We start from the raw sequence: 25,681 nt of genomic DNA on the forward strand, positions 1-25,681 counted from the left end.
GTTTAATTTCTCTTTCTCCTGAATGATGCCAGTAAGCCCCAGCTTACCAGGCCAGCCAGTATGCCGGCGCCTATGGCCAGCGTAATAGCTCCCAGCACGTATTGCAACATATTGTCGCGGATGGAAGCCAGGCTAAACCCATTTGTGAATAAAAGGTCTTTGGCCGTTTGCCCCATCCATATACGCCCTGTGATGAAGCTTGCAAATATGACAAGCGGTGTAAGCGGCGGCGTACTGATATGCGCTGCCAGGAACACCAGTGCTTTGTTTAACTTAAATCTTATTGAAAGCAGCATGGCTACAAATAACTGGAATCCCCAGATCGGGATAATCCCCATGAATACGCCGAAGCCGATCGCTGCGGCCTTGCGGCCGTTGGATTCATCCGCTCTCAATACTTCTTCCTTCCACATCTTTTTCCAGTTCTCTTTTTTTAAAAGAAAACGGACCAGGTCACGGGGTTTGATATAGAGCAATGCAACAGTTACCAACACCGTGTTCAGTACGCTGATCCTGGAAAAATCCCTGAACGGCTGGAAGTGCGATACCCGTTCTTCCGCTGGCGGATAATATACCTTTACAGGTGTCCAGTCAACTTTAATTCCTCTCCATGCACTTCTCACGATCACTTCTACCTCGAATTCATATTTCGTGCAGAAGAAACGGATCTTGTTGATCAGTTTCAACGGGTATACACGGTACCCTGATTGTGTGTCAGGCGCTTTAAGACCTGTATTTACATAAAACCAGAAGTTGGAGAATTTATTGGCAAAAGTGTTTTTGCCTGGCATATTCTCCTGGTGCAAGTTCCTGGCGCCAATGATCAGCGCTCCCGGCTTTTCTGCCACCTGCTGCAGCATATTGGGCAGATCGTCGGCAAAATGCTGCCCGTCGGCATCCATGGTGATAACGTTTTCGTACCCCTGTTGTGCAGCAAAAGCAAAGCCGCGCCGCAACGCGATTCCCTTACCACGGTTAGGACTATACGACACTACCTGGATGCCTGGAAATTGCCCCAGGATCTCAGGCGTTGCATCGGTAGCGCCATCGTTTACCACGATCACGTGATGGGTATACGACAGTGCGTCCTTTATCACGGCCGCCAGCGTCCCGGCATTATTGTACGTCGGGATCAGCACGGCAGTTTTATGACGCTCAAATAACTCGTTATGTGTAGGTGTACTGCTCACTTATTTAAATAATCCCTGGAATTTCATGAATGTCTTATCCTCCCGCTTCAATGTAGCTGTCACTTTCCACATTCCAGTTTCTTCAGCTTTGTAGGCAACAACCACATCTACCAGCGGCTGTTTTACCGGGTCTATCATTGTCAGGAATTTCATTTGCGAAGCCTTCTGCAGCTTAACAGGAGCCTGGAGGCTGCCGCCCAGCAGTTCTGTAATGATCTGCATCATGCAAACGCCCGGCACTACCGGCTGCTCAGGAAAATGCCCTCCGAAAATGGGGTGGCCGGCATTCAGTTCAATAGTAGTATTTACCTGTCCTGCTTCCTGCTGTTGTTCTTTTACGGTATAAAAATTTCCTGCTAACATGATCTATTGCTTAACTACTTTTTGTAGTGAAATATTGAATTTAAAATGTTCGTGTTTGATCCTGATGGTATCCGGTGTTCCGTTCGTATAGCTTTGCATCCATACGGTTACCGCGGGCCTGCGCCTGGAAGATTTTTCTATACGCACCAGGGAATTACAGTCCTTGCCTGTTATGTAATAGTTGTTACCCTTTGCCGTTGGCACCACCACGTAGCCATATTCGTTATCCGCAGCTGTATGCGCCTGCCGGAGATCCGGGCTCAACAGCACCAGTGCAAAATCCTGTTCCAGTGTTTTTACAACTGCCGGTTTATCCATTTTATCCAGCAGGTAATGTTTAGTGAATTTCCCGTCTTTACTGAATTCGAAATCAAAGAATTTAAAACCCATTTCATTCGCGAAAACCACCCTGGTACTGCTGTCGGGCATCTGCTTGAAAAAAAGCAGGCCGCTCAGATGATGCTTCAGTATATCTACCTGGGTGCTGTATAAAGCAGAAGTAAACCGGGGACGGAATTTCTCTATACATCTTGCATCGCCCTGCGTTGTTTGCAGGTATTTGTACCTGTTGCTGCAACTGCTCAGCAACACCATGCACGCCAAACTACTTAACAGAAAACACCGCATCTGGAATATTTACATTCAATTGTTTATGTAAAAAGCTGATAGTAGTATCATCGCCCGATGCTTCTCCCATTGTTATTTTGGAAACCGAATAATCTGTTTTATCAACCAGCAGGATAATGGAATTGAAGTAGTCTTTCATTACCTTGTTCACCGGTTCCAGCTCCAGCCTGTAGAACTGCGCATTTTCAGAGGCTTTGGTACGGAAATCCGCATTCTCCAGCACAGTACCGCGCACACAGTCGACAGTTATCTTATTGATCTGTTCAAACAGTTTATTGCTTTTACCTGAAACCTTATTCTCCTTTTGCGCATCCTTTATCCTGATATCTTTCCCGTTGATCACCAGCAGGTAGTAAGATGGCTGCAGGTATTCCATTCTAACTTTATTATCTTTTTTAAACCAGAACTTGCCTTTGGATGTGATCTTATCTGAAAGCATGCTCAGGTTCTTCTCCTGTACAAAATCACATTGTATGCTTTGGGTCTGCTGAGCCGCCTTTGCAAACTGTTGTTTCAGGGGCCCAAGATCAGCTACCGGCTTAAACCCTGATTGGGCTTTCACCGCTATACTTCCCATAATACAAACCAATAATAAGAGCCATTTATACATAAGCTGGCAGATTTAGCATTTTATCAATTCTTTCAAAGCGATAGCCCTGTTCCCTGATCCTGCTGATCAGCGTTGGCAGTACAGCGGCTGTAATCTCGCAGGTATCGTGCAGTAAAATAACTGCACCCGGCTGTAACTGCGATACTACGCGGTTTACCAGCTGCGCTTCGTCTTTTGCTACCGTATCCAGCGAGCGGATGTTCCAGCCTACCGGTATATACCCTCCTGCTTTTACCGCCCTGGCCAGGTTAGGATTGGTTACCCCGTATGGCGGACGGAACAAACGGGGTTGCAACCCGGTGCTGTGCGTAGTTAATACATCCATCTCCTGCATATCTTTCAGCATATCGCCGGGCAGCTTCATATCAAACCAAAAGGCATGCGAATAAGTATGATTTCCTATTGTATGCCCTTCGTTGTAAATGCGTTTAAGCAGGGCTTCATTGCCCGGAATATTTTTTCCGATGCAGAAGAAAGCAGCGGGAATATTCTCTTTCTTCAATATGTCGAGGATGCCCGGGGTGAACTGCGGCAGCGGGCCATCATCAAACGACAAAGCCACTACCTTTTCGGAAGTAGCGGCCTCGCAAATAACCTTCATGAAATACCCCGATCTTACATTTATTGCCCCATTTATTGTAAAGGGCAGGTAAATAAGTACAGGTATTGCATACCACCATGCCGAGAAATGGTATCCCAGACCGTATCTCAGGAACAGGATCAGCAACAGGCTGACGATAACGATGATATTTACTATCCTGTTATTCAGCATAGGTTAATAAAACAAAAGAATGATGCGTTCCTTCGTGGTGGTTGTATAGTAATATTTTATTGATCTTTTCAGGAGGATGACCATAGAACATAACGGCATCAGGTACCCTTTGTTCTGCGATCAGGGCATTCGACATCCAGGCTCCGAATGCGGCGGCGGTAGGATATTCGCCGCACAGGTGTTTGAAGCAGGCTTCCGGATGCTCAGGGAACAATGCCTCCGCCACTTCCTCATAAATTTCATCCTGGTCGATATTCCCGTTCCTGCCGGTTACCAGCAGGTCTATATCTTCCGGGGTACAGTTATGCGCTTCCAGGAACTGGACAATATGGCCGATCACCTCTCCTTCCCAAAGCGGTTTATAGAGGGTGGAAACGCCTTTTAATTCCGTTGTGCATAAAGACCCTTTTGTTTTGCTGAGGGTCATGAATGCAGCCCCTTCACCGGCAATAGTTCCGCTATCAGGACTGTTCAGCAGCTCCATTGTTTTTACCGGCGCTTTCTTGTATATGCCGAAGCGCGATAAGATCTGGTGACTGTAATTCGTGATCTCATCCATTCCTCCAACCAGGATGTTATCGGCTCCTCCTTCATCGAGGATCATCATAGCATCCAGCAAGGCGTTCTCGAAAGAAAATCCCCTGTTCACAAAAGTGTTGTTGTAGCCATGGCATTGCAGCAGCAAAGCTATCTGGCCGGCAACAGTATTATGGGTGCTCTGGATAAAAGCGGTAGGGGTGAGCATTTCTTCCTGCTGTTCTACCATCTTCTTTAAAAACACACCCGTATCGTCCAAACATCCGTAGGCTGTACCGGTGATGATGGCGTCGGGCGCTGTGAGGCCCGCTGCTTCCAGGCTTAAGTTGGCGGCAGCAACACCCATCTTTACCACCCTGCTCATACGGCGGATCTGTTTAACGTCTATCCATTGTTTGTAGTCAGGGTCCACAACAGCCAGCCGCACCTGTTCATATTCCTTCAGCGCAGCCAGCAGGGGGCCGCCCTGCGTAGTTTGCTGAGGAGAAACACAACCAGTACCATTGATATAAATACTCATGAATAAAGCTGTTGTTTTTTAAACTTTGGAAAAGATCAAACTTGAACAGTTTCCTCCGAATCCAAAGGAATTAGACATTACATGTTGCAGATCGTGCCCTTCACTCCATTCAGTTTCGGGCGCAAACGGCAATTCCTTCATCTGGTGCTGAAACCTGGCGTTAGGATATACAATTCCCTCTTTTACGGAAAGCGCAGAAAAAACCGCTTCTATACCGCCGCTGGCGCCCAGCGTATGCCCGGTGAATGATTTGGTAGAACTCATTAACGGGTAAGTTGGCGCAAACAGTTTACTGATGGCCGTTCCTTCCGCCACGTCATTATTTTGGGTACCGGTGCCATGTAAATTGATATAGCCTATTTGCTGCGGTTGCAACCCGCTCCTGTCAAGCGCGCCTTTCATAGCCAGGTAATTACCTATGCCATCGGGCGATGAAGCGGTTTGATGATAAGCGTCGTTTGCATTGGCGAAACCGCTTAACCGGCACCATGGCTGTACCTGGGCAGCCAGGCTGTCGGATACCATTACCACGTAACCGGCGCCTTCTCCCAGGTTCAGTCCTACGCGCGTTTCATCGAAAGGCCTGCAGGCTTCCTGGTCGAGGATCATCAGCGTATTAAAGCCATTGAGCGTAAACCGGGTAAGCGAATCAGTTCCGCCGGCGATCACTACATCCAACTGGTTGGATCTGATCAGCCGCGAACCGTACATCAATGCATTGGCGCCTGAAGAACAGGCGGTACTGATCGTTGCAATATGATGACGAATACCCAGCATATCGGCTACCAGCTCAGTAATACTGCCGCATTCGTGGTGCACTACCTGGCGCAAACGCCCACCGTTAGGCGCTTTCAGGTATCCGGCAAAAAAATCTTCTGTTTTATCCATTCCGCCAACTGTATTGCCGGAAACAAATCCTACCCGGTAGCGCGAAATATCGCCGAGGCCTGAAGATTCCCAGGCTTCGCGGGCGGCGATCATGCTCAGCAACGCAGTACGGCTGATCTCTTCCGGCATTCCTGCCATTTCAGCCAGTGTAGCGTTATCCGCTTTCACTTCTGCTACAGGGAACGTAGCATGATGAACGGAACTGAGGTATTTCATAGCAGTCATGCCGGGTTGGTTATCCCGGAACGATTGCAGACAGGCCCGGAGGTTCAGGCCTATTCCACTGATGACACCACCACCTGCTATCCACACCTTTTCACTCATGCCTTTACAGTTTGATTAGCAGTGATGTATTCTGCCATTGTACGCACGGATTGAAAGATCTTCGGACCTTCTTCCGGGTTGGTGATGCTAATGTTATAATGCTGCTTCAACAAAACGATCAGTTCAAGGGCGTCGATAGAATCCAGTCCTAATCCCTCTTTGGAAAACAATGGCTGGTCGTCGCCAATGCTTTCCGGTGTTACTTCCTGCAAGTTTAACTGTTCTATGATCTGCGCTTTCAGATCGGTCATCAACTTTTCCACTGTATTTGGATTAATTTATTAACTATTTAATTTGATATATCGCATTCAGGTTACCTGCTGTCAAAGGCTGTGCTGTAGGTTCATTGCTCACCAGGAACATAGCTGTTTCATATTGTTGGTCCATTACTTCCACCCAACCGCATAAACATCTTTTCAGGGGCGTTGTGGCCAGCAACTGCGTGGCGTAGGCGCTCATCAATTCTGCGTCGAAACGTTCGGATACAAAGAAGGTGTTCTCTCCTTTAAATCCATGCCGGATAGATATTTCGCCCATCACAATGTTAGGCAGCGTATACACGAATAAAGCGGGACTGGCAAATTCCTTCACCGTCTCAAAATACTTCACATCAGTATCCAGGCTGCTGCTGCGGTTAGATAACAATAACCCTGTTTCTTCCGGCTGAAATGCGCTGTTGTCGATATCTTTCAACAACACTTCCGCGGCCAGCCACCCCAGTTTACTCAGGGCGTCCATCTTATGGAACTTCGGGTAGTGACCTGAAAACTGGTCATACGCTGCGCGAAGAAATGCGTTTAAATCTGCATTTCTATCCTGCTCCCATAACAGTTCACCATTTTTTAACACCTGGTGTTCAGCAATGACGACGCTTCCTGTGATATATGCCAACTCGCTATTCAATCTCCGACTGCTTTAGTTTTTCTGTTAATTCAATGGTTCTGGCCAGGCGTTTCAACGCGGTATCATGGTTTTGTACAAACGGATTGCTCATATCCCACACGTAGCCTGCCAATACAGAACATATTTGCCCCTTGATCAACGGGTCCGGGTCTTTTTTAAAGAAGATGGTGTCTAAAGTTCCTTCGTACCAAGCCATTACATATGAGCGGAATGTATTCACACCCTGCAGGGTTGGCTGCATATATTCTTTCTCCCAGTCTACTTCTTCTCCTTTCAGTTTCCTGATCACCAGCTTAGCGGCCGTTTGAGCGGAAACACAAGCCAAAGTTACGCCAGAAGAGAAGATCGGGTCTAAAAATTCTGTTACATTTCCTGTCAGCACGAAGCCATCGCCATAGAACTTATCTGTGGTGGCCGACCAGGACTGCAATACCCGTGGTTCAAACACCAGTTCCACATCCCGGAACCGCTCCCTTGTATAAGGTTCTGCTTCCAGCAATGCACGGTATTTTTCTTCGTCTGTGCCGGGATACTGTTCAAAAAATTCAGGATCTCCTACAAAACCCAGGGAAGTTACCCCGGTGGCAAAAGGAATGATCCATATCCAAACCCCTTTCTTATGTACAACCGCGGTGATGCGGTTAGGTTCATCGGCCATGGAGCGGCGAACATCTTTTGTATGAGCAAACAGCGCTTTACGCGGCTGCAGGTTCGAATTGCGCTCCAGGTTGAACAGGCGCGGGATCACCCGACCGTAGCCGCTTCCGTCTACAATAAACCGGGCGGCTATCTGGTATTGATTGCCATCCTTATCTACAACGGTTGTAACAGAATCGGAACCGTTAAATTCGATGTTTGTTACCGTAGTTTCATAACGAACAGGCACACCCATTTTTTCTACCGTATCGGCCAGCGTTTTATCAAAATCGGCGCGGGTAACCTGCCAGGTCCATGTCCAGCCCGGGGTGAACTGCTCTTTAAAAGTGAAATCGCAAACTGCGTCGCCCTTCACGAATTTAGCGCCGTATTTCTGTTGAAAACCTTTTTCTTTTATAGCGTCAATAAATCCTGCTTCTTCCAATGCTTCCATACTACGCGGCAGCAGGCTTTCCCCGATGACAAACCGCGGGAACTGCATTTTTTCAACTACCAATACGTTGTAGCCAGCCTGGTGAATAATGGAAGCGGCAACTGTTCCCGCAGGACCAGCTCCAATTACTAATACATCTACTTGTTCTGTTTTCATAATAAGGAAGATGATTAAGGATTATTGATTTGGGATTTATGTGTTTAAGGCGTTGTTTCACGCAAAGTAGCAAGGGAAGCAAAGGGACATAAGTTTTTCTTAAAATATCTTATGTTTCTTTGCCTCCTTTCCCTCTTTGCGGGCAACTATTTCTTCTGACATTGTAAGAGCGTATAATTGATTCCCATCTGGTCGTTGGCTGAGATAACCTTCAGGCCTGCATCATCGATACATTGCAGGAAATCTTCTGAATGATACATCTGGCTGTTCCCATTGGCCATGGCTGTGAAATAGAGAGATGTCTGCTGTAAACAGAAAGCTGCTGATTTGAACTGCTGCCTGTCCCAGAATGGTTCCAGGATGTAGATGATGCCATCTTCGTTGAGCGCTTCACGGCAGCGTTTCAGGATAGAAACGATTTCTGCTTCGGAGAAGCAATCCAGGAACTGGCTCATCCAGATAGCGTCGAACCCTGCAGGGAAAGGTATTTCCTCGTGCAGGATGTTGGCGATGTGGAAGTTCACGCGGTGATCTACTCCTGCATCTTTCAGTTTCTGCTGGGCAATATTGGCTTGCCCGGGCAGGTCGAAGATCGTGATCTCCACATCCGGGTCTTTGGCCGTGCAGGCCAGCGCCCATTTCCCGGTGTTTCCACCTATATCCAGCAATTTCTTCGGCTTCTTTTCGAAAACGATATCCAGGGCTGCCGGCGTGGCAAGATCTGAATAATAGTGATCGAAATCGAACCAGCTTTTGCCTATTTCAGGAGGGAGTAAAGACAAACCGGGATAAATTGTATCCCAAGGGCCCAGTTCTTTCAGGCCGGCGGGTTTGCCTTCTCTCAGGCTTTCCTGCAGGTGATTCATCCCTTTATAACAGATATCCTGGGAGAAATCCATGTTTATACGGGTAAGTCTGTCATGTAAAATAAAGTAACCGGTTTTTGTCAGCGTATAACGTTTGTTGTTCACAATGATCAGCTCCATTCCCAAGCCAGCTTCCAGCAATACCCTGACGGCATAACGACTTAACTTGGTCTGTTCCATTATTTCTTCGATCGTAATACCGGTGGAACGGCTGTTGCTGACAGCGGTGAGAATGCCCATATCGCGCAATGCCCTTGTTGCCTGGAACGCTATTGGAGCAAATGCCAGTCGTAATGCCGCTTCCTGTGCTTCCAGCGCTGTTTTAGTTTCTTTATTAAACACGAGACTCGAAAATTTATACTGTATAAAATTATAATCTGGTAAATACCATGGCTGCGTTGCAACCACCGAAACCAGAAACTGTTTTTAAAAAGTGATTTACTTTATGGTGTTGCAACTCGTTAGATACCCTGACCGGCATAGTAACGCCCAGGGTTTCAAATCCTTTCGTTGGCAATATTACTCCTTCACTTGCTGCCTGCATGCTTACTATAGCTTCTATCAACCCTGCAGCGCCAAGGGTATGCCCGTAATAGCCTTTCAGGCTGTTCACGGGCGTTTCTGCCAGTCCTGCATGGTGTAATGCTTTGGCTTCCATTTCGTCGTTATACAGGGTAGCAGTACCATGCGCAGAAACAAAGCCGATATTGGCAGGAGTTAACCCGCTTCCTTCGATCGCCAGTTTCATAACGGCAGCCAATTCCTGTCCTGTACGGGAAGGCCCGGATATATGATTGGCATCGTTGCTGATGCCTCCATTTCCCAATAAGAATTTTGCGCCTACCGGCCGGTTGCTTAAGATCACCGTAGCTGCACCTTCGCCCAATGTAACACCGGAACGGTTGGCATCAAAGGGCTGGCAAGGTTGTGCGCTTACTGCCTGGAACGACTGGAAACCTGATAATACGAAGCGGGTAAAGGCGTCGGCGCCTGTTACCACCACTTTATCATATTTCCCTGAAGCAATCAGCCGGCTTCCGGTTAAAATGGCCACCAAACCGGAAATACAGGCGCTGCTGATCACAATTGGTTCATTGGCGGCTTTGAAGTAAGCGCCAATTTTTTTCGCCGTGTGGAACAGTTGCATTTCCTGTAAAGGCAAAGCGCCTGTTGTGTGTTGTTCCAGCAGCTCGATATTTCCTTTGGTAGTAGATACTATAAACCCGGTACGCGGGTCGGACAGGCTGCAACCGGTATCTTTCAGAACGGCTGCCACAGAGGCGATCACCATTTTCTCGAAACGGGTGTAGCCGGCCAGTTTATAGGTCTCCGTATAGTTCTCCAGTTGGCCCGGGGCCATAATGGAACCGTAAAAAGGAGCGTCCGCAAACGTTGTGTTCTCGTGTTTTGCGATCCCGCTATTACCAAGTAATACCTGATCGAAGTTTTCGCGGGTAGTACTGCCTAATGGACTTACAATATTATCTGCTACTACAAACACTTGCATATTATCTCCCTTATATCAATCCATGACGTTTTTTCCACTCGGTGAAAAATGCAGGGGTGATCAATTGGAGCGTATTGGTTTCTTTGTCCAGGAATACCTGGACGGAAGAACCTTTTGCCACAATTTCGCCGCTTGCAGGATTAGTGAGTGTATATTCAAACCTGATCTTTGCCGCCAGGTCGTCGATAAACTTTGTTTCTACCACTACTTTATCACCATAGCGTAAAGATCGTTTGTAATCGCACTGAATATTTACCACCGGCACTGTATATCCTTCCGCGAAAATATCGAGGTATCGTAACCCATACTTTTCTCCAAAAGCTTCTCTTCCATCTTCGAAATACCGCACATAATGCCCGTGCCATACTATTCCCAACGGATCCGCTTCATTAAATCTTATTAGTATTTCCGTGCGTGCTGTAATCGACATGCTATATACTTTTCAGGCTTGCCAATGGGTTAGCCTTTCTTTTTAGGTTGTTTCTTTTCTTTTGTTGCTACGCCGGTTTTAGCGTCTTTCTTGGATGCTGGCGCAGGCGCTGCCGGTTTTTCTTCTTCCGGATCTGTAGCGTTGGAATATTTTTCCTGGAATTTCCTGTAATCAGAATCGAAATCATCCATCACCTTACGCACAGGCACTACCCAATAGTTGCGAAAACCGAATGCCATAGCAGTTTTCCCGGTCATTCTTTCTGTCATCAAAACATTTTTTCTACCCATGTCAACGATGGTAACATACATAGATGCCTGTTTTTCTGTTTTATTCAGCGCTTCCATGAAGAAGAGGATACCGATGCCGCGTTTGCCGTTAAAATCGTAAGATTTTACCAGGCGTTTAATATCATCTGCAGTCAGGCGATTGAAGTCAGCGCTGTTATCAGATTTGAAATTGTCTTTATTGACAGTTTCGTTGCGCTTATTAACAATGCTCAGATCTGTGGTGTAATTGCTGTGATGGAAAGCATCCGCCAGGTCGTATTTTTTAGGTTCGTTCACTATTACCTGGTTGATGCCTGCAAACTGGCGCGGAACAATGTCGTCCACATTTGCACCTGCATCCCCGATGAGGCGGGTTTGAGTAAAATCGATACCTAACCAGGTAAAGGAAGAATCTTTGTTATCCAGGAAATTCTTCAGAGTCTGGGCATTGGCATTAATGGCAAAAAAACATACCATCAGCGGAAGTACGATAAATGACCTGTAGTTCATAAAGATTATAATTGGGGGTTTGCGAATATTTTCATTTCACATTGCGCCATCAGTTTCCCGTCCAGCGTCACTTTTCCTACAACCATAGTGGCGTTGAAAACGGTTCCTCCGATCTCGGTGGTCGTTTCTATATCAGCTCCGGCAGGAGGCAATTCGAATATTTCCAGGTCTTTTACCGCCCCGATAAACCCCAGTGGCACCGGTTGGTTTTCTTGTCTTGCTATATAACCGATCCGGGCGGCCGCTGTTTGTGCAATATTTTCCATCAGCCCCGGAGCAGCCAGTTTTCCATCTTCCACGAAAATATTATCGGCAGCTATATGAAAGCCGGTACGGATTACAGGGCCATCAACGGCCTTGATACCGTCTATCATTACGATAGGCGGGCGCTGAGGAATGTATGCGGTTATATCGTCTGAATGAATAAACATCTGCACAAATTATTAATAATATGTAACACGAAATAAAAAGAATTATACGAAAAAATTGACAGTATAAACACGTATTATTCCCAAAAGTCGTAATAATTGAACCATTGGATGGGATACCTGTGTATTTTCTGCTCTATTTCGTACACAAAATCGTTGAGCGCCGTGGTAACGCCCTGGTTTTTCCGGCCATGATATTCCCTTGGCTGGGTGGCAAAGAAATGGTAATGGGTAGACGTTTCCTTGAAAGCAAAAACCACTGAAACGGGTACCCTGAAGGTAGCTGCCAGCAGGAACGGCCCAACGGGGAAACGGGCATCCTGGCCCAAAAAGGGAACAGTTGCTGTTTTATTCCCGGGTAGAAAACGGTCCGCATGCATACATACCAGCTCCTGTTTGTTCAGGGCCTCATTGATAGCGTAGATATGCGACAGGTCATCCTTGATCACAATAATGTTCATATTGCGGTCGCCGGTCACCCCCGACAGGTATTCTTTGATTCGCTGGTGTTCACCGTCGAACATGACAATATTCACCCTGGTTTGCAGGCGTTTGAACAGGTGCCCGGCCACTTCCCAGTTGCCCAGGTGCGCGCTCAGGAGGATGCCGCCCTTGCCCCCGGCTACCATTTCCCTGAGGAAATGCTCGCCTTCAAATTCAAAGGTGAAATTACCTGACAGGTCAGCCATCACCGCTATCTTGTCGATCAGCGTCTGGCCGAAGATATAATAGTTGCGATACAGGCTTATTAAGGCTTTCCGGCGGCTAAAGCCGATTTTTGTCCGGAAATAATAATAGATAGGTTTGGAAGAACTCCAGGAAAATACGAAGTAGTAGAACGCCACAAATCTCAGTAACAGATATGCAGGCTTTACTCCTCCGTGTTTGAGCAGGAAAACAAAACAGCTATATCCAAACTTACTTCCCTTCGATTTTCCTTGCCAGGATGGCATTACACCAGTTCTTTTTGTTGTACACGATTAGCTACATAATCATAGAAATCCTGGAAGGTAACAATAGCCTGGAAATCTTCGGGGTTCACTTTAAATCCGAAATTGTCTTCGATGACTACTACCATGTCGATGTAATCCAGACTATCCAGATCCAGCGTGGATTTCATGTTTGCTTCAGGTGTGATCGATTCGGGGTTTGCTTCAAACTCCTCTACCAGAAACTTATTTGTGACAGCGATAATTGTATTGATATCCATAAAAGTGTGTAAATCAGATATAGGTCTGGTTAATAAAAATAATTAGTGAACGTCTTTCTTTGGTCTTGCCAATCCTTATCTGGGGGTCAAAGTTAAAAAATTATTTACTTCCCGTTCCATCCTCTGACAATAAGAGAAGAGTTGGTACCTCCAAAGCCGAAGGAGTTCGACAAAAATACATTAAAATTTTTGTTAATCGTACTGGTAACAATGTTAAGCTTGGCGCTGTCCTCATCCGGGTTCTGCAGGTTGATGTTCGGCGCAATAAAGCCATTCTGCAACATGATCATAGAATACACTATTTCACTGGCTCCAGCCATCCAGCATTCATGCCCGGTCATTGATTTCGTTGAACTTACGTATGGTTTTGTTGCTCCAAACACTTCGTGTATCGCCTTTGCTTCGCTGGCATCACCCGCCACCGTAGACGTGGCATGGGCATTTATATATTCAATATCCCCCGGTTGCAATCCCGCATCTTTCAATGCGATCTGGAGAGATCTTACAGGGCCGTCGACGGTTGGATTGGAAATATGCGCTCCGTTGGAAGAGAAACCATATCCTAATACTTCTCCTAAAATTGTGGCTCCCCTGCGCTGGGCAGATTCCAGGCTTTCCAGGATCACAGTTGCAGCTCCCCCGCTGGGCACCAGCCCGTCCCTATCCTTATCGAAAGGCCGGGAAGCCCTGGTGGGGTCATTTTCCCTGACAGAGAATGCGGCAATTGCATCGAAATTGCCCATAGAATAAACATTTACCTCCTGGGCCCCGCCACAAATGACTGCATCCTGCATCCCGTTCCGGATAAACATATATCCTAAACCGATAGCATGCGAGCCGCTTGCGCAGGCCGCGCTCACGGTAAAGTTCACTCCCCTCAGTTTAAAAATAGTGGCCAGGTTCATGTTTACGGTAGAATTCATAGTCTGGAAAACAGATCCTGACCCTACCAGCATGGTGTCCTTTTTGGCCCTCATGATATCGTTGGCTTCCACTGTAGGCTTGGCACAACTATCATTCCCGTATAATAAGCCAACCGGCATACTGTCAATATACTCCGGCGTCATATTCGCCTGGGCTAACGCTTCACGGGTAGCCATATATGCAAACTCGGCCTGTTCAGGCATCATCAGCCTGGAACGCCTGTCTAACAATCCTTTGAGTTCCGGGCGCTGTACAAAGCCTGTCAATCCAGACCTGTAGCCAAACTCCTTCCGCTCAGGATCCAGCACAATCCCGGATTTTCCCTGGTATAACGAATCCTTCACCTCCTGCATGTTACTGCCTATACAGGAATAAATACCCATGCCAGTGATCACTACTCTATTCATAAACAGTTAGCTTTTCGGCGCTCTGCTAAGCTCACCAAAATTTGCGTAATTCTACAGCGTTAAATATTATTTATCAGGTGTGTAACCCACCATTGATGTTTAAGACCTCTCCTGTTATATAGCCTGCCCCTTTTGAAGCCAGAAAAGCTACGGCTTCCGCTACTTCCTCCGCGGTTCCAAACCTGTTCATCGGCACCTGCGCTGCCAGTTCTTTTTCATTCAATTCAGCTGTCATATCCGTACGGATAAAACCCGGTGCAACAGCATTTATCGTTACCCCCCGTTTCGCCACTTCCTGCGCCAGCGCTTTTGTAGCGCCAATAACGCCGGCCTTGGCCGCCGAATAATTGGTTTGCCCCGGCAATCCCTTGATGCCGGATAATGATACCATGTTGATAATACGTCCGTAACGCTTCAACAACATGCCGTTTATTACCTGCTTGGTAACGTTGAAGAATCCATTTAAACTGATATTCAGAACGTTAGACCATTGGCTCTCGTTCATCCAGAACATCAGCGAATCTTCCCTGATACCCGCATTATTTACTAAAACTTCTATATGATCTTCCTTATGCGCTTCAATCCACCCTCCCAACACCTGCTGTACCTCGGCGGCATCCCCCACATTAAACGCCAGTAACTCGCCTGTACTGCCGGCAGCTTTTACCGCTTCCAATGTTTCGTTGGCGGCAGCTTCATTCCCTTTATAATTGATCAGCACATGATAACCTGCTGACGCCATTTTTATACACACTGCCCTGCCAATACCCCTGGACCCACCTGTTACTAAAGCACATTTCATGAAAATACAAATTACAATTGACCAATAAACGACTCAAAAGGCTATTCGATAAATGTTAACACAGACTTTAAAACTGCAATGGCATATTCTTTACAAGATACTCCTTAATTCGTTGCAGGTCTTTATACAGCGGACTATCTTCAATAAATTTAGGAAAAATCACTCTTACTTCCTGATATACCTTTTTGGAGAAATCGGCCAATCGATCCTGGCATTGCAGGTAATCTACCGCCTGCAATACTGTCATCAGCTGTATAGCCAGTACCTGGAAAGTATTTTCGATCACTTTGCTGGTAATGACAGCAGCATTGCATCCCATGCTCACAATATCCTGGTTATCGTTATTGTTTGGTATGCTGTGCACATACATCGGGAACGATAATGTCTGGTTCTCTGCTACAGTTGAAGTTGCGGTGAACTGAACACCCTGGATACCGAAGTTGAACCCTAATTTACCAAGGTTCATAAACGGAGGGAATTTATGATTCAACTTATCATTCAACAGGTAGTTCAACTGGCGTTCTGCCAGCATGGAAAGTTTGGTGATGGCGATCTTCAGCTTGTCCATTTCCAATGACACGTAGTCGCCGTGGAAGTTGCCTCCATGGAATACATTCTCCATATGATGATCAACAACCGGGTTATCGCTTACGGAATTCAATTCTCCTACCACGATCTTTTCCGCCTGTGCAATGGTTTCGTACACTGGCCCAAGGATCTGGGGTACGCAACGCAGTGAATAATATTCCTGTACTTTATCTTTAAAGATCTCTTCTTCCAGTTCTTTATACAGGTGTTCAGGACGATGACGCACCATTTTGCTTCCTTTCAGGATCTCGCGCATCTTGGCGGCTACCTGCTGCTGGCCTTCATGACGTTTTACCGCATTCAGTTCTGCTGACAGATGGTCGTCGAACGCTTCCACTATCTCGTTGATCATGGCCGACAACACTACCGACCAGCCTAAGAGTTGCTTGGCTTCCAACAGGTTCACCAGCCCGATACCTGTCATTGCAGAAGTACCGTTGATAATAGCCAGGCCTTCCCGTACGTGGATGCCTATCGGTTTCAGGTTCAGTTTAGCAAAAACTTCAGCCGTAGGCTGGTAACTTCCTTCATACCATACTTCTCCTTCTCCTATCAATACCAAAGCCAGGTGCGCCAGTTGTACCAGGTCGCCGCTGGCGCCTACGCCGCCATGTTCAAATACTACAGGGTATACATTTTTGTTGATCAGTTGTTTCAGGAGTTCCACCACTTCAGGATGCACACCTGAATGCGCCTGCATAAAGCTGCTCAAACGGGCTATCATTAATGCTTTGGTGTGAAGGGGCGACATGATCTTGCCTGTTCCCGAGCTATGGCTTCGGATCAGGTTATATTGTAGCTGGAAAGTATCTTTATCGCTGATGCGGTATTGCGCCATAGGCCCAAAACCGGTGTTAATGCCATAGATCAGCTTTTTAGCTGAAAAGGCTTTCAGGAACGAATAGCTTGCTTCTACTTGTTGCAGTGCTGCAGCATCCAGGGTCAATTCAGCGTCTCCGAACAGGAGGCTGGCCACTTCATTCAGAGACAGCGACTTACTTCCGATTGCAACCATTTTATCTTAAATTATATTATTTGTATATGTAAAAAAGTGCTCAAAATTAGCATAAAGCTGGATTTATCCAAATAAATGGGTAGTCACCCAGCGGAATTACGGAAAACTACGTATACGGAAAATACGCATGCACTGCCAGTGGGGCGGTTCATTATTCTACTGTTGTTTCAGTTGGCGGCGGTGTGACAAGTATTTTATCTATACGATGCGCATCCATGTCTACAATCTCGAAAGTGAAATCACGCCAGGTGAATTTCTCACCGGTCGATGGTATATGCTCCAGGTGATGCAAAATAAAACCTGCCAGCGTATCAAAATCCTGCTCAAATTCTGTCATCCAGTCTTCCCTGTCAAATTCTTCCAGGAAATCATAGAATGGTATCTGGGCGTCTACCAGCCAGGTTCCGTCATCTCTCAACACCATTTCATAATCATCTTCTTCTGCGGTTTCCGGGATATCGCCCACAATGGCTTCCAAGATATCGTTCAGGGTGATCATCCCCAGGAAGGTACCGTATTCGTCTACAATGAAAGCGGCGTGCAAATGCGTTTCCTTGAATTTTTCCAGCACCTGGTAAGCGGTATTGTTTTCAGGCACAAATAAAGGTTTCCTGATAATATCGGCCAGGGGAACGGATTTGCCATTGGCCCGGTACAGGTCTTTTATGGTGATCAGTCCTTTGATCGTATCGATCTGTCCATCACATACCGGGTAAACGGAGTGAAGACTGTTATGGATCTTTTCCTGGCTGCCGGCCAGCGTTTCGTTGATATCCAGCCAGGTAATATCGTTGCGATAGGTCATCAGGGAAGTAATATTCCTGTCGCCCAGGTGAAACACCCGTTCGATGATCTCCTGTTCTGTTTCTTCAATAGCGCCGGTGGTCGTTCCTTCGTTGATGATGGCTTTGATCTCTTCTTCTGTAACGTGGGTATCTGCAGATTTTATATTGAATACTTTAACCAGGAAATTGGCGGATGCAGTTAGCAACCAGATAAATGGCCAGGTGATCCTGGAAAGAAGGCGCATTGGGGCTGCCATTGTTTTGGCAATAGTTTCCGGGGCTGCCAGTCCTATTTTTTTGGGAACCAGTTCTCCCAAAATCATAGAGAAATAGGTAATTACAAGAACAATGATGATGGTAGCGAGAGGGCCGCTGTAAGGCTGAAGAGGTGAGAATTGATTCAACCAGGCAACAACATCAGCTTTGATGCTTTCTCCTGAGAAGATACCGGTTAAGATACCAATAAGCGTAATACCGATTTGGACGGTAGAAAGAAAAGTGTCCGGATTGTTAGCCAGCTTAAGAGCTGCTTTTGCTTTTTCATCCCCTTTATTAGCCTGGTTTTCCAGCCTGATTTTGCGTACCGAGACAAGCGCGATTTCAGACATCGAAAAAAGGCCATTCAATAAAATAAGGATGAGGATAATGACGACTTCCATATTTAGCCTAAAAATAACAAATTATTCAAATATCAGGGTAAGAAAAGCCAGCAATAAGCCGATGGCGATTGCCATTACTTTTTTCCTGCTTAATTCGTGGTGCTTGGTACCACTTTCGTAAAAAATAGTGGTGGAAATATGCAAAAATGCGCCTACCACCAATGCCACTACGTATAAGAGGTAGTGTTGAATCACCTCGAAACGACCGCCTAACCATCCTGCTACCAATGCGGCTAAAGGAGTGACCAGCGCAAATATGACCAGGATACGCCATAAAGAAGCTTTGCTTCTTCCGGCATGGATCATTACTGTTATTAACGTCAGGGCTTCGGGGATCTTGTGAGCGGCAACGCCTACCATCAGGGAAGGGAGGGCCGACTGATCCTCGTATTTAAACCCCAGCGGCAAACCTTCCATGAACGCATGGATAGATAAACCGAGCAAAAGGGGCGTTACCGCGATCCGGTGATGATGTTCGCCCGGCATATGCGTATGCCCGTGCTCCATGCCATGAGACAGCTGCTGCAGAAATACCTGCAGGAAGAAACCCAGCACGATATAAATGCCGGCCTGGTGCCCCAATTCATGGTAGATCTCCGGCAACAGGTGCATGATCACTACCCCAAAAAGGAATGCGCCGGTGAAGGCGAGTAAATAGATGGAAAAATTATCGCTCACCCGCTTTACCGTCATAGGAATGATCCCGCCGGTAATAGTGGCCAATAAAATCAATATGAGAAATGTCCAGTTCATGATACCAATTGCTGCTCCAGTCTGATCCTGCGTTGAAAAAAGCTACCTGCCAGCATACCTATAAAAATTCCCATTGCTGCGCCGCCCAATACATCCAGCGGGTAATGCACTCCTACATATACCTGTGCATAACCTATCAGGGCGGCCCAGAGGTAGAATAACCAGGTATAACCTTTAAATGCCGACTTTAAAGTTATGAAACAAAAAGTAGCCAGGGCAAAATGGTTAGCGGCATGGTTAGAGGTAAAGCTGCCGCTCATAGGGCAATATACTACCAGTATACGGGTGTAGTGAGAAACGATGGGGTCCCGGCAAGGACGAATCCTTCCAACTGCGCTCTTCAGGAAGAGGCTGGTTTGATCTGCCAGGGCAAAGCAAAGCAGGAAGAATGCTATCCAGAATACGCCTTTCCAGCCGTAGTTGATCGTAACAAATAAGGCCAGGAAAAGGTACAGTGGCGCCCAAACATAGGGTTCTCTCAAAAAAGGCATCACCACATCCAGCACCCCGTTGTACCATTGCCCGTTAATATGAAGAAATAATCTCAGATCTAGTTTCAGAATTGCTTCCAGCATGTCTATAATTTTGTAGCAATGATGATCAGGCGTGGCGATCGCTGTTCATCGAAGCTGTTAAAATGGTAATCTCCGAATATTTCCGTGATCTGAAGTCCCTGTTTCTTGAACATCGCTTCGAAATCCGCTTTGGTAAAGGCATTCACACTTTCGGTGTACACCAGCCGGCGCATCTGCCGTTTATCCAGGATCTTGATCTGCTTCTGGAAATGTTTGTTCTCCAAAGCCCGGTGAATATCAAAAACCACCTCGTCTTTTTCCTTTATTTCATTAGCTACCAGGTGTTCCGCCACATAGACGCTGTTCAGGTAATCCAGCACCAGTTTTCCTCCCGGCTTCAAAGCATTCTTTAAAGTACGCAGCGCATTGTCGTTCTCCCGCTGGGTATCGAAATACCCGAAACTGGTGAAGAAATTGAACACCACATCAAAATAATTTACCCTGAAAGGCAACCGCATATCATGCTGGAAGAAGCTCAGGTGATCATTTTCCAGCTTCCTGGCAGCGTTGATGCTTTCGATGGAAAGATCGATCCCCGTTACTTCATATCCTTTGCCTGCCAGGTAAACAGCATGACGGCCCCTTCCGCAGGCAACGTCCAGCATCTTCGCTTTTGGCGCCGGGTGAAGGTAAGACAGCAACTTATCTATAAAAGCCGCCGCTTCTTTCTCATCCCTGTTATTATACAATAACTGATAATAAGGTGAGTTGAACCAATCCTGAAACCAGTTTTTATCTATTTCCATGTGTGTGCGTTGACAGCTACAAACAGCGTTATTGTTTTTTATTATTGAACATCAGATAGCGGGTGCTTTCATAGAAGCCATTGGCAAGGCTATCCAGGCTCCTGGCCACACCAGGTTGCTGTGCGCTGATATCTTTCATCGGGTCTGCCTTCAGGTCGTACAACGCCCGGGCATGCGTCCGGGTATTCACTTCAAAAAGATATTGCGAGCCTATCACCGCAAAATAAGGCATCTGGTTGCGGATATACTGGATAAACGCGTACCTGTCGTTGCCTGCGCGGGTGCTATCGAAAATATTAATACCAAGCGTATAATTCCTGTACGGCATGCCTACCAGGCCTGCAACGGTCGGGTAAACATCCAGTAAACTGGCAGGAGCATCGATCACCTGCGGTTTAATATGTTTAGGACTATACATAAATGCGGTGACATGCACTCCGCCTGTTGCCAGCTCATATTCCGGCAGCGGCATAAAGTGATATGGGTCCAGCACACAGTTATGATCTCCAAAAAATACAAAAATCGTGTTATCCAGGTACCCGTCTTTTTTCGCAAGATCGACCAGGTGGCCTACGTTGTAATCTTCGTATCTCAGTGCATTGAACTGGTCGACCGACACAAAACCCGATTGTTTGAACTTTTTCATGTCAAGATCTTTCTCTGCCAGTTTTTTGAAATCGCCCGCTCCCGGTGTGGTAGTGTAGGGGGGATGATTGTCTGCCAACTGCAGGAAAGCAATGAAAGGTTTTTTCTGATCGTTCTCCTTTTTGAATATTTCGCTGGCTTCGGTGATGAGGTCGTAGTCGGAAATCCCCCACACATCGGCTTTCGGCGATTTATACATTCCTTCTTCGTATATCCTGATGCCTTCCACGTTATTGGTGAATACCGCCCTGATGTTTGCCCAGTTGGTGTTTCCGCCGAGCAGGTATAATCTTTCGTACCCTTTAAACTGGTCCATTACGATGCGTTGATCCAGCATTTTAGGGTGACGGCTGGCGGTTTTTACGCCGGTAATATCCGGTAGTCCTGTATGCACGCCGAATACTGTTTTGGCGGTACTGATGGCCGGAACATAGAAGTTCTTAAACAGGATGCCGCTGTCTGCCAATCGTTGCATATTAGGAGTGGCCTGCATCGGGTTGCCGTACATACTGGTTACGGCCGCCCCTGTCGACTCCAGCATTACCAGCACAATGTTCAGGCGGGGTTTCGAGCTGTCGGCGGCTACAGTTCTTACATAGCTGAGCGTTTCGGCGTTTACCGTATCTGTTTTCAGGTAGTTGGCAATAGCAGGATAATATTGTTGTGTTGTTTTTTTATCGAAAGTATCCTTGTCTACAGAAAAATTGCTGATAAAATACAGAATAGGATTTAATCCCAGGCTGGTTATGCCATTATCGCGCGTAAACATTGCCTGGCTCCATCTTAAAGGAAAATAAGCCAGGTTCCCGTATATGCCGGCGGCAAAAAGCAATACCGTGCCCACTACATAACCGGTGAATGGGAGGTTGCGAAGGTAAATTACGGGTTGACCGGCAAATCTTCTCCAGGTGGCTTTTTGCAGCAAATAAACCAGGTACAGGAAAATGATGATGCCTGCCACTCCTTTTACAACGGGATAACTTTGCCAGACCATTCTTGCATTGTCGGCCCTTTCGCCTTTCGCGAAGAAGCGCAGGATGGAAGGGTCGAGGCGTTGCCCAAGGTAAGCATAATGACCAAGGTCAACAATATATAACCAGGTCAGGCCGGCATAAATAATAAAAAGATAACCGAAGACGACTCTACGTATAACCCTGGACGTGAAGAAACGGTTGCGGGTTATGAAAACGAAGATCAGCAGGGGGATCATTAAATAGAGAGTGAGACGGAGATCGAACCTTAATCCGAAATTCCAGGCTTTTATGATAGCTGTACGGTCGGTGATGGTAGTTTTAAGGAAGAAAAGATAAAAAATGACCCTGAACATTACCATCAACAGGAAGAGGTAAAGCGTTTGAACAAACACATAACGAATATACCGGGGTATATTCTTCCAGGAGTATTCCATGTAACGTATAGCTGTTTTTTGAAAAGCGTAGCTGCAAATATAGGGAAAACTGTGTGGGTAAAATGAAAATTAGGCTTGTTCGGTCGTCTGTCGGTCATCTTTTGATAATTAGGAATTCTGAAGTGGATTTTTTTATATTTGCCTTCCCTAAAAATTGAATCTTGTGGCACTGATCAAATCGATTTCCGGTATACGCGGAACCATAGGCGGCAAGCCGGGTGAAGGACTTTCGCCGTTAGATGTAGTTAAATTCACGGCCGCTTATGGCACGTGGCTTAGCCAACATACAGATAATCGGAAAGTTGTAATCGGCCGTGATGGCCGGATTTCCGGTGAAATGATTAAAAACCTGGTAGTATCCACATTGGTTGGGTTAGGGTTTGATGTAGTAGACCTTGGATTGTCTACCACTCCAACCGTTGAATTAGCCGTAACAATGGAAAATGCTGCAGGAGGTATCATTCTTACTGCCAGTCATAACCCGAAAGAATGGAACGCCCTGAAACTGCTGAACAGCAAAGGCGAGTTCATTTCCGGGGAAGATGGCGCAAAATTGCTTGACATTGCAGAAAAGGAGGATTTTTCCTTTGCAGATGTTAACAAACTGGGAACTTACAGGGAAGACGATTCTTACCTGCAGAAGCATATAGACCTGGTTGTTAATTACCCGCTTGTGGATGTAGAAGCCATCAAAGCCCGCAACTTCAAAGTAGTAGTGGATGCTGTTAACTCTACCGGTTCGCTTTTCGTTCCGCCATTGTTAAAAGCGCTGGGCGTACAGGAAGTAGAAGTATTGTTCGGAGAAGTGACAGGTAAATTCAGTCACAACCCTGAACCGCTCCCGGAAAACCTGGTTGCGCTTTCCAATGAAGTAAATAAATCCAATGCCGATCTTGGTATTGCCGTAGACCCGGATGTAGACCGTCTTTGCTTTGTTTGTGAAGATGGCAGCATGTTCGGGGAAGAATATACCCTGGTAGCGGTAGCCGATTACGTGTTAAGCAAGCGTAAAGGAAATACCGTTTCCAACATGTCTTCTACCCAGGCGCTGAAAGATGTAACCCTGAAACACGGGGGCCAGTACACTCCTTCTGCTGTTGGTGAAGTGAATGTTGTGAAGAAGATGAAAGACACCAATGCCGTTATCGGCGGTGAAGGTAATGGCGGTATTATCGTTCCGGACCTGCACTATGGCCGCGACGCTCTCATTGGTATTGGCTTGTTCCTCAGCCACCTGGCGCATTGCAAAAAAAGCATTAAAGCATTGCGTAACAGCTACCCTGATTATTTCATCTCCAAAAACAAAATAGAGCTGGATAAAGGCGTAGATGTAAAAACCATCTTTGAAAAGATCAAAACCAAATACAAAAACCAACCTATCAATACAGAGGATGGTTTGAAAATTGAATTTGATAAAGACTGGGTACACCTGCGTACGTCCAATACGGAGCCTATCATCCGCATCTATGCAGAGAGCCAGAATGAAACTACTGCGGATAACATTGCTAAACGCATCATGCAGGATATTAAAGAGTTCATGCATTGATGAGGTAGTTTCACGCAAAGACGCTGAGAGAGGCAAAGAGGCAAAGGGATTTTTAAGTGAAATAAGAAAGCAAAGGAGTTTTTTTAAGAGAAATTAAGATTGTTAATAAGAAAGCAAAGGAATTTTTTTAAGAGAAATTAAGACTGTTAATAAGAAAGCAAAGGAATTTTTTTTAAGAGAAATTAAGACTGTTAATAAGAAAGCAAAGGGACCGAAGATTGTGTTATATAACATAATCTTCGGTCCCTTTGCTTTCTTAATTACTTCCTTAATAATCTTATCTCACTTAAAAAAATCCTTTGCCTCTTTGCCCCTCTCAGCGTCTTTGCGTGAAACTAACTACTTATATCAGTTCTTTCAGTTTTTCCACTACTTTGTCTACTTCTTCTTTGGTGTTGTTCTTACTGAAAGAGAAACGTACGGCTACTAAGTCAGGATTCTCGTTGATTGCGCGAATAACGTGTGATCCTGCATTAGCGCCGGAGGTACACGCACTGCCGCCGGAAGCGCAGATGCCGTTGATATCCAGGTTGAAGAGGATCATTTCGCTTTTTTCGGTTTTAGGGAACGCTACGTTCAATACGGTGTAGAGGCTACGACCGTATAGATCGCCGTTAAAAGTTACTCCCGGGATGTGTTGTTTCAGCTGCTCTGCCATGTACATCCGGAGGTTGTTGATATGAGTGCTGTGCGCTTCATATTCGGCGGTTGCTATTTCCAGCGCTTTGGCGAAACCGATGATACCATAAAGGTTTTCGGTACCGGCGCGCATATTGCGTTCCTGGCTACCTCCCTGGATGAAAGGTTTTATTTTAACATTTTCGTTAATATATAAAATTCCTACGCCTTTAGGGCCGTGGAATTTATGTCCTGCGCCGGTGATGAAATCTACAGGCGTGTTACGCAGGTCGAACGGGTAGTGTCCGACTGTTTGTACGGTGTCGGAGTGGAAGATGGCGTTAAACTCCCTGCACAGGTTACCGACAGCATGAATATCGAGCAGGTTGCCGATCTCGTTGTTGGCGTGCATGAGCGTTACCAGGCATTTCTCGGTCGACTGGGCAAGCAGTTCGCGTAAATGCGCCATGTCTATATGTCCGTCGGGTTGGATACGAACGAACGACAGGGCAATACCTTCACTGTGATGCAGGTGTTCTACCGTGTGTAATGTGGCGTGGTGCTCAATAGGGGAAGAAATAATATGCCTGCAGCCCAGGTCTTTAATCGCAGCGTTGATGGCAGTATTGCTGCTTTCTGTACCTCCGGAGGTAAAGAAGATCTCGCCTGGATGTGCATTCAGGAGCTTGGCTACGGTTTTACGGGCAGTTTCAATACCGAGTCTGGATTCCCGTCCATAAGAATAGATAGAAGATGGATTTCCAAACTTTTCCGTCATAAATGGCAACATCGCGTCCAATACTGCAGGATCCAGCGAGGTTGTTGCCGCATTGTCAAAGTAAATTCTTTCCAATTTCTGGTGGTTTTTGATAATAAGAACTAAAAATAATGGTGGTTGGGAAGCAAAGTTCCGAAATTGCTGGCAAAGGGGCAAAGTTTTTTGGATGCGGTTTTTTGACTGGAGCGAGTTTTGGCATGCAAAGACGCAAAGGGGTTTTGGACCGGAGCGA

General features: G+C 46.3%; 27 protein-coding genes. 1 reads left to right on the top strand and 26 read right to left on the bottom strand.

What is annotated here, in order from left to right; all coding sequences use genetic code 11:
• Nucleotides 1-2: 2 nt before the first annotated feature.
• The 25 genes from BLV62_RS06595 to BLV62_RS06715 all read right to left on the bottom strand — a co-directional run bounded on the left by BLV62_RS06595 (nt 3) and on the right by BLV62_RS06715 (nt 22,507).
• On the bottom strand, nt 3-1,190 hold the full coding sequence (locus BLV62_RS06595) for a DUF2062 domain-containing protein (RefSeq protein WP_089759941.1): 1,188 nt from the start codon (nt 1,188-1,190) through the stop codon (nt 3-5).
• The gene (locus tag BLV62_RS06600) at nt 1,191-1,553 is read right to left on the bottom strand and encodes a hotdog family protein (RefSeq protein WP_089759943.1); all 363 of its coding nucleotides are present in this window, start codon (nt 1,551-1,553) and stop codon (nt 1,191-1,193) included.
• Between the two features lie 3 nt (nt 1,554-1,556).
• Nucleotides 1,557-2,180 (bottom strand): flexirubin biosynthesis protein LolB2, encoded by a 624-nt coding sequence (locus BLV62_RS06605; RefSeq protein WP_139169986.1) that lies wholly within the window; start codon nt 2,178-2,180, stop codon nt 1,557-1,559.
• Complete coding sequence (locus BLV62_RS06610) at nt 2,158-2,790, bottom strand: flexirubin biosynthesis/transport protein LolA2 (protein ID WP_089759947.1); 633 nt, start codon at nt 2,788-2,790, stop codon at nt 2,158-2,160. The genes BLV62_RS06605 and BLV62_RS06610 overlap by 23 nt, the downstream gene beginning before the upstream one ends.
• Nucleotides 2,783-3,562, bottom strand: a complete 780-nt coding sequence (locus BLV62_RS06615; protein ID WP_089759948.1) for a polysaccharide deacetylase family protein — start codon at nt 3,560-3,562, stop codon at nt 2,783-2,785. Before BLV62_RS06615 ends, BLV62_RS06610 begins: the two co-directional genes overlap by 8 nt.
• On the bottom strand, nt 3,552-4,619 hold the full coding sequence (locus tag BLV62_RS06620) for a beta-ketoacyl synthase N-terminal-like domain-containing protein (protein ID WP_089759950.1): 1,068 nt from the start codon (nt 4,617-4,619) through the stop codon (nt 3,552-3,554). The genes BLV62_RS06615 and BLV62_RS06620 overlap by 11 nt, the downstream gene beginning before the upstream one ends.
• An 18-nt stretch (nt 4,620-4,637) precedes the next feature.
• Nucleotides 4,638-5,831, bottom strand: a complete 1,194-nt coding sequence (locus tag BLV62_RS06625; protein ID WP_089759953.1) for a beta-ketoacyl-[acyl-carrier-protein] synthase family protein — start codon at nt 5,829-5,831, stop codon at nt 4,638-4,640.
• Complete coding sequence (locus BLV62_RS06630) at nt 5,828-6,094, bottom strand: phosphopantetheine-binding protein (RefSeq protein WP_089759955.1); 267 nt, start codon at nt 6,092-6,094, stop codon at nt 5,828-5,830. The genes BLV62_RS06625 and BLV62_RS06630 overlap by 4 nt, the downstream gene beginning before the upstream one ends.
• A gap of 22 nt (nt 6,095-6,116) precedes the next feature.
• Nucleotides 6,117-6,734, bottom strand: a complete 618-nt coding sequence (locus tag BLV62_RS06635; protein WP_089759957.1) for a hypothetical protein — start codon at nt 6,732-6,734, stop codon at nt 6,117-6,119.
• Complete coding sequence (locus BLV62_RS06640) at nt 6,727-7,980, bottom strand: NAD(P)/FAD-dependent oxidoreductase (protein WP_089759959.1); 1,254 nt, start codon at nt 7,978-7,980, stop codon at nt 6,727-6,729. Before BLV62_RS06640 ends, BLV62_RS06635 begins: the two co-directional genes overlap by 8 nt.
• A 146-nt stretch (nt 7,981-8,126) precedes the next feature.
• A complete protein-coding gene (locus tag BLV62_RS06645; protein WP_089759961.1) occupies nt 8,127-9,188 on the bottom strand; it encodes a class I SAM-dependent methyltransferase in 1,062 nt (353 codons plus the stop codon).
• A 28-nt stretch (nt 9,189-9,216) separates the two neighbouring features.
• A complete protein-coding gene (locus BLV62_RS06650; protein ID WP_089759962.1) occupies nt 9,217-10,353 on the bottom strand; it encodes a beta-ketoacyl-[acyl-carrier-protein] synthase family protein in 1,137 nt (378 codons plus the stop codon).
• A gap of 10 nt (nt 10,354-10,363) precedes the next feature.
• Nucleotides 10,364-10,783: an acyl-CoA thioesterase gene (locus BLV62_RS06655; protein ID WP_089759964.1), complete on the bottom strand. Its 420-nt coding sequence runs from the start codon at nt 10,781-10,783 to the stop codon at nt 10,364-10,366.
• A gap of 29 nt (nt 10,784-10,812) precedes the next feature.
• The gene (locus tag BLV62_RS06660) at nt 10,813-11,562 is read right to left on the bottom strand and encodes a hypothetical protein (RefSeq protein WP_089759966.1); all 750 of its coding nucleotides are present in this window, start codon (nt 11,560-11,562) and stop codon (nt 10,813-10,815) included.
• 5 nt (nt 11,563-11,567) lie between these two features.
• Nucleotides 11,568-11,993: a hypothetical protein gene (locus BLV62_RS06665; protein WP_089759968.1), complete on the bottom strand. Its 426-nt coding sequence runs from the start codon at nt 11,991-11,993 to the stop codon at nt 11,568-11,570.
• Nucleotides 11,994-12,067: 74 nt separating this feature from the next.
• Nucleotides 12,068-12,943 (bottom strand): LpxL/LpxP family acyltransferase, encoded by an 876-nt coding sequence (locus BLV62_RS06670; RefSeq protein ID WP_089759970.1) that lies wholly within the window; start codon nt 12,941-12,943, stop codon nt 12,068-12,070.
• Complete coding sequence (locus BLV62_RS06675) at nt 12,943-13,200, bottom strand: acyl carrier protein (protein ID WP_089759972.1); 258 nt, start codon at nt 13,198-13,200, stop codon at nt 12,943-12,945. Before BLV62_RS06675 ends, BLV62_RS06670 begins: the two co-directional genes overlap by 1 nt.
• A gap of 104 nt (nt 13,201-13,304) precedes the next feature.
• Complete coding sequence (locus BLV62_RS06680) at nt 13,305-14,531, bottom strand: beta-ketoacyl-[acyl-carrier-protein] synthase family protein (protein ID WP_089759974.1); 1,227 nt, start codon at nt 14,529-14,531, stop codon at nt 13,305-13,307.
• Between the two features lie 73 nt (nt 14,532-14,604).
• On the bottom strand, nt 14,605-15,333 hold the full coding sequence (gene fabG / locus BLV62_RS06685) for a flexirubin biosynthesis SDR family reductase FlxB (RefSeq protein WP_089759976.1): 729 nt from the start codon (nt 15,331-15,333) through the stop codon (nt 14,605-14,607).
• A gap of 67 nt (nt 15,334-15,400) precedes the next feature.
• Nucleotides 15,401-16,936, bottom strand: coding sequence for a flexirubin biosynthesis tyrosine ammonia-lyase FlxA (locus tag BLV62_RS06690; RefSeq protein ID WP_089759977.1), 1,536 nt, complete (start codon nt 16,934-16,936; stop codon nt 15,401-15,403).
• 151 nt (nt 16,937-17,087) lie between these two features.
• Nucleotides 17,088-18,380, bottom strand: a complete 1,293-nt coding sequence (locus BLV62_RS06695) for a hemolysin family protein (protein WP_089759979.1) — start codon at nt 18,378-18,380, stop codon at nt 17,088-17,090.
• A gap of 21 nt (nt 18,381-18,401) precedes the next feature.
• Nucleotides 18,402-19,133, bottom strand: a complete 732-nt coding sequence (locus BLV62_RS06700) for a ZIP family metal transporter (protein ID WP_089759981.1) — start codon at nt 19,131-19,133, stop codon at nt 18,402-18,404.
• Nucleotides 19,130-19,708: a phosphatase PAP2 family protein gene (locus BLV62_RS06705; RefSeq protein ID WP_089759982.1), complete on the bottom strand. Its 579-nt coding sequence runs from the start codon at nt 19,706-19,708 to the stop codon at nt 19,130-19,132. The genes BLV62_RS06700 and BLV62_RS06705 overlap by 4 nt, the downstream gene beginning before the upstream one ends.
• Before the next feature lie 2 nt (nt 19,709-19,710).
• The gene (locus BLV62_RS06710) at nt 19,711-20,454 is read right to left on the bottom strand and encodes a class I SAM-dependent methyltransferase (protein WP_089759984.1); all 744 of its coding nucleotides are present in this window, start codon (nt 20,452-20,454) and stop codon (nt 19,711-19,713) included.
• 28 nt (nt 20,455-20,482) lie between these two features.
• Complete coding sequence (locus BLV62_RS06715) at nt 20,483-22,507, bottom strand: LTA synthase family protein (RefSeq protein WP_089759986.1); 2,025 nt, start codon at nt 22,505-22,507, stop codon at nt 20,483-20,485.
• A gap of 163 nt (nt 22,508-22,670) precedes the next feature.
• Here BLV62_RS06715 and glmM point away from each other — a divergent pair, with 163 nt between their 5' ends.
• Nucleotides 22,671-24,053 (top strand): phosphoglucosamine mutase, encoded by a 1,383-nt coding sequence (gene glmM, locus BLV62_RS06720; protein ID WP_089760371.1) that lies wholly within the window; start codon nt 22,671-22,673, stop codon nt 24,051-24,053.
• Between the two features lie 343 nt (nt 24,054-24,396).
• On the opposite strand, the gene BLV62_RS06725 is transcribed toward glmM, so the two are convergent.
• Nucleotides 24,397-25,524, bottom strand: coding sequence for a cysteine desulfurase family protein (locus tag BLV62_RS06725; RefSeq protein ID WP_089759988.1), 1,128 nt, complete (start codon nt 25,522-25,524; stop codon nt 24,397-24,399).
• Nucleotides 25,525-25,681: the final 157 nt, after the last annotated feature.

It is taken from the genome of Chitinophaga terrae (ex Kim and Jung 2007), from assembly GCF_900107795.1.
GTDB lineage: Bacteria > Bacteroidota > Bacteroidia > Chitinophagales > Chitinophagaceae > Chitinophaga > Chitinophaga terrae.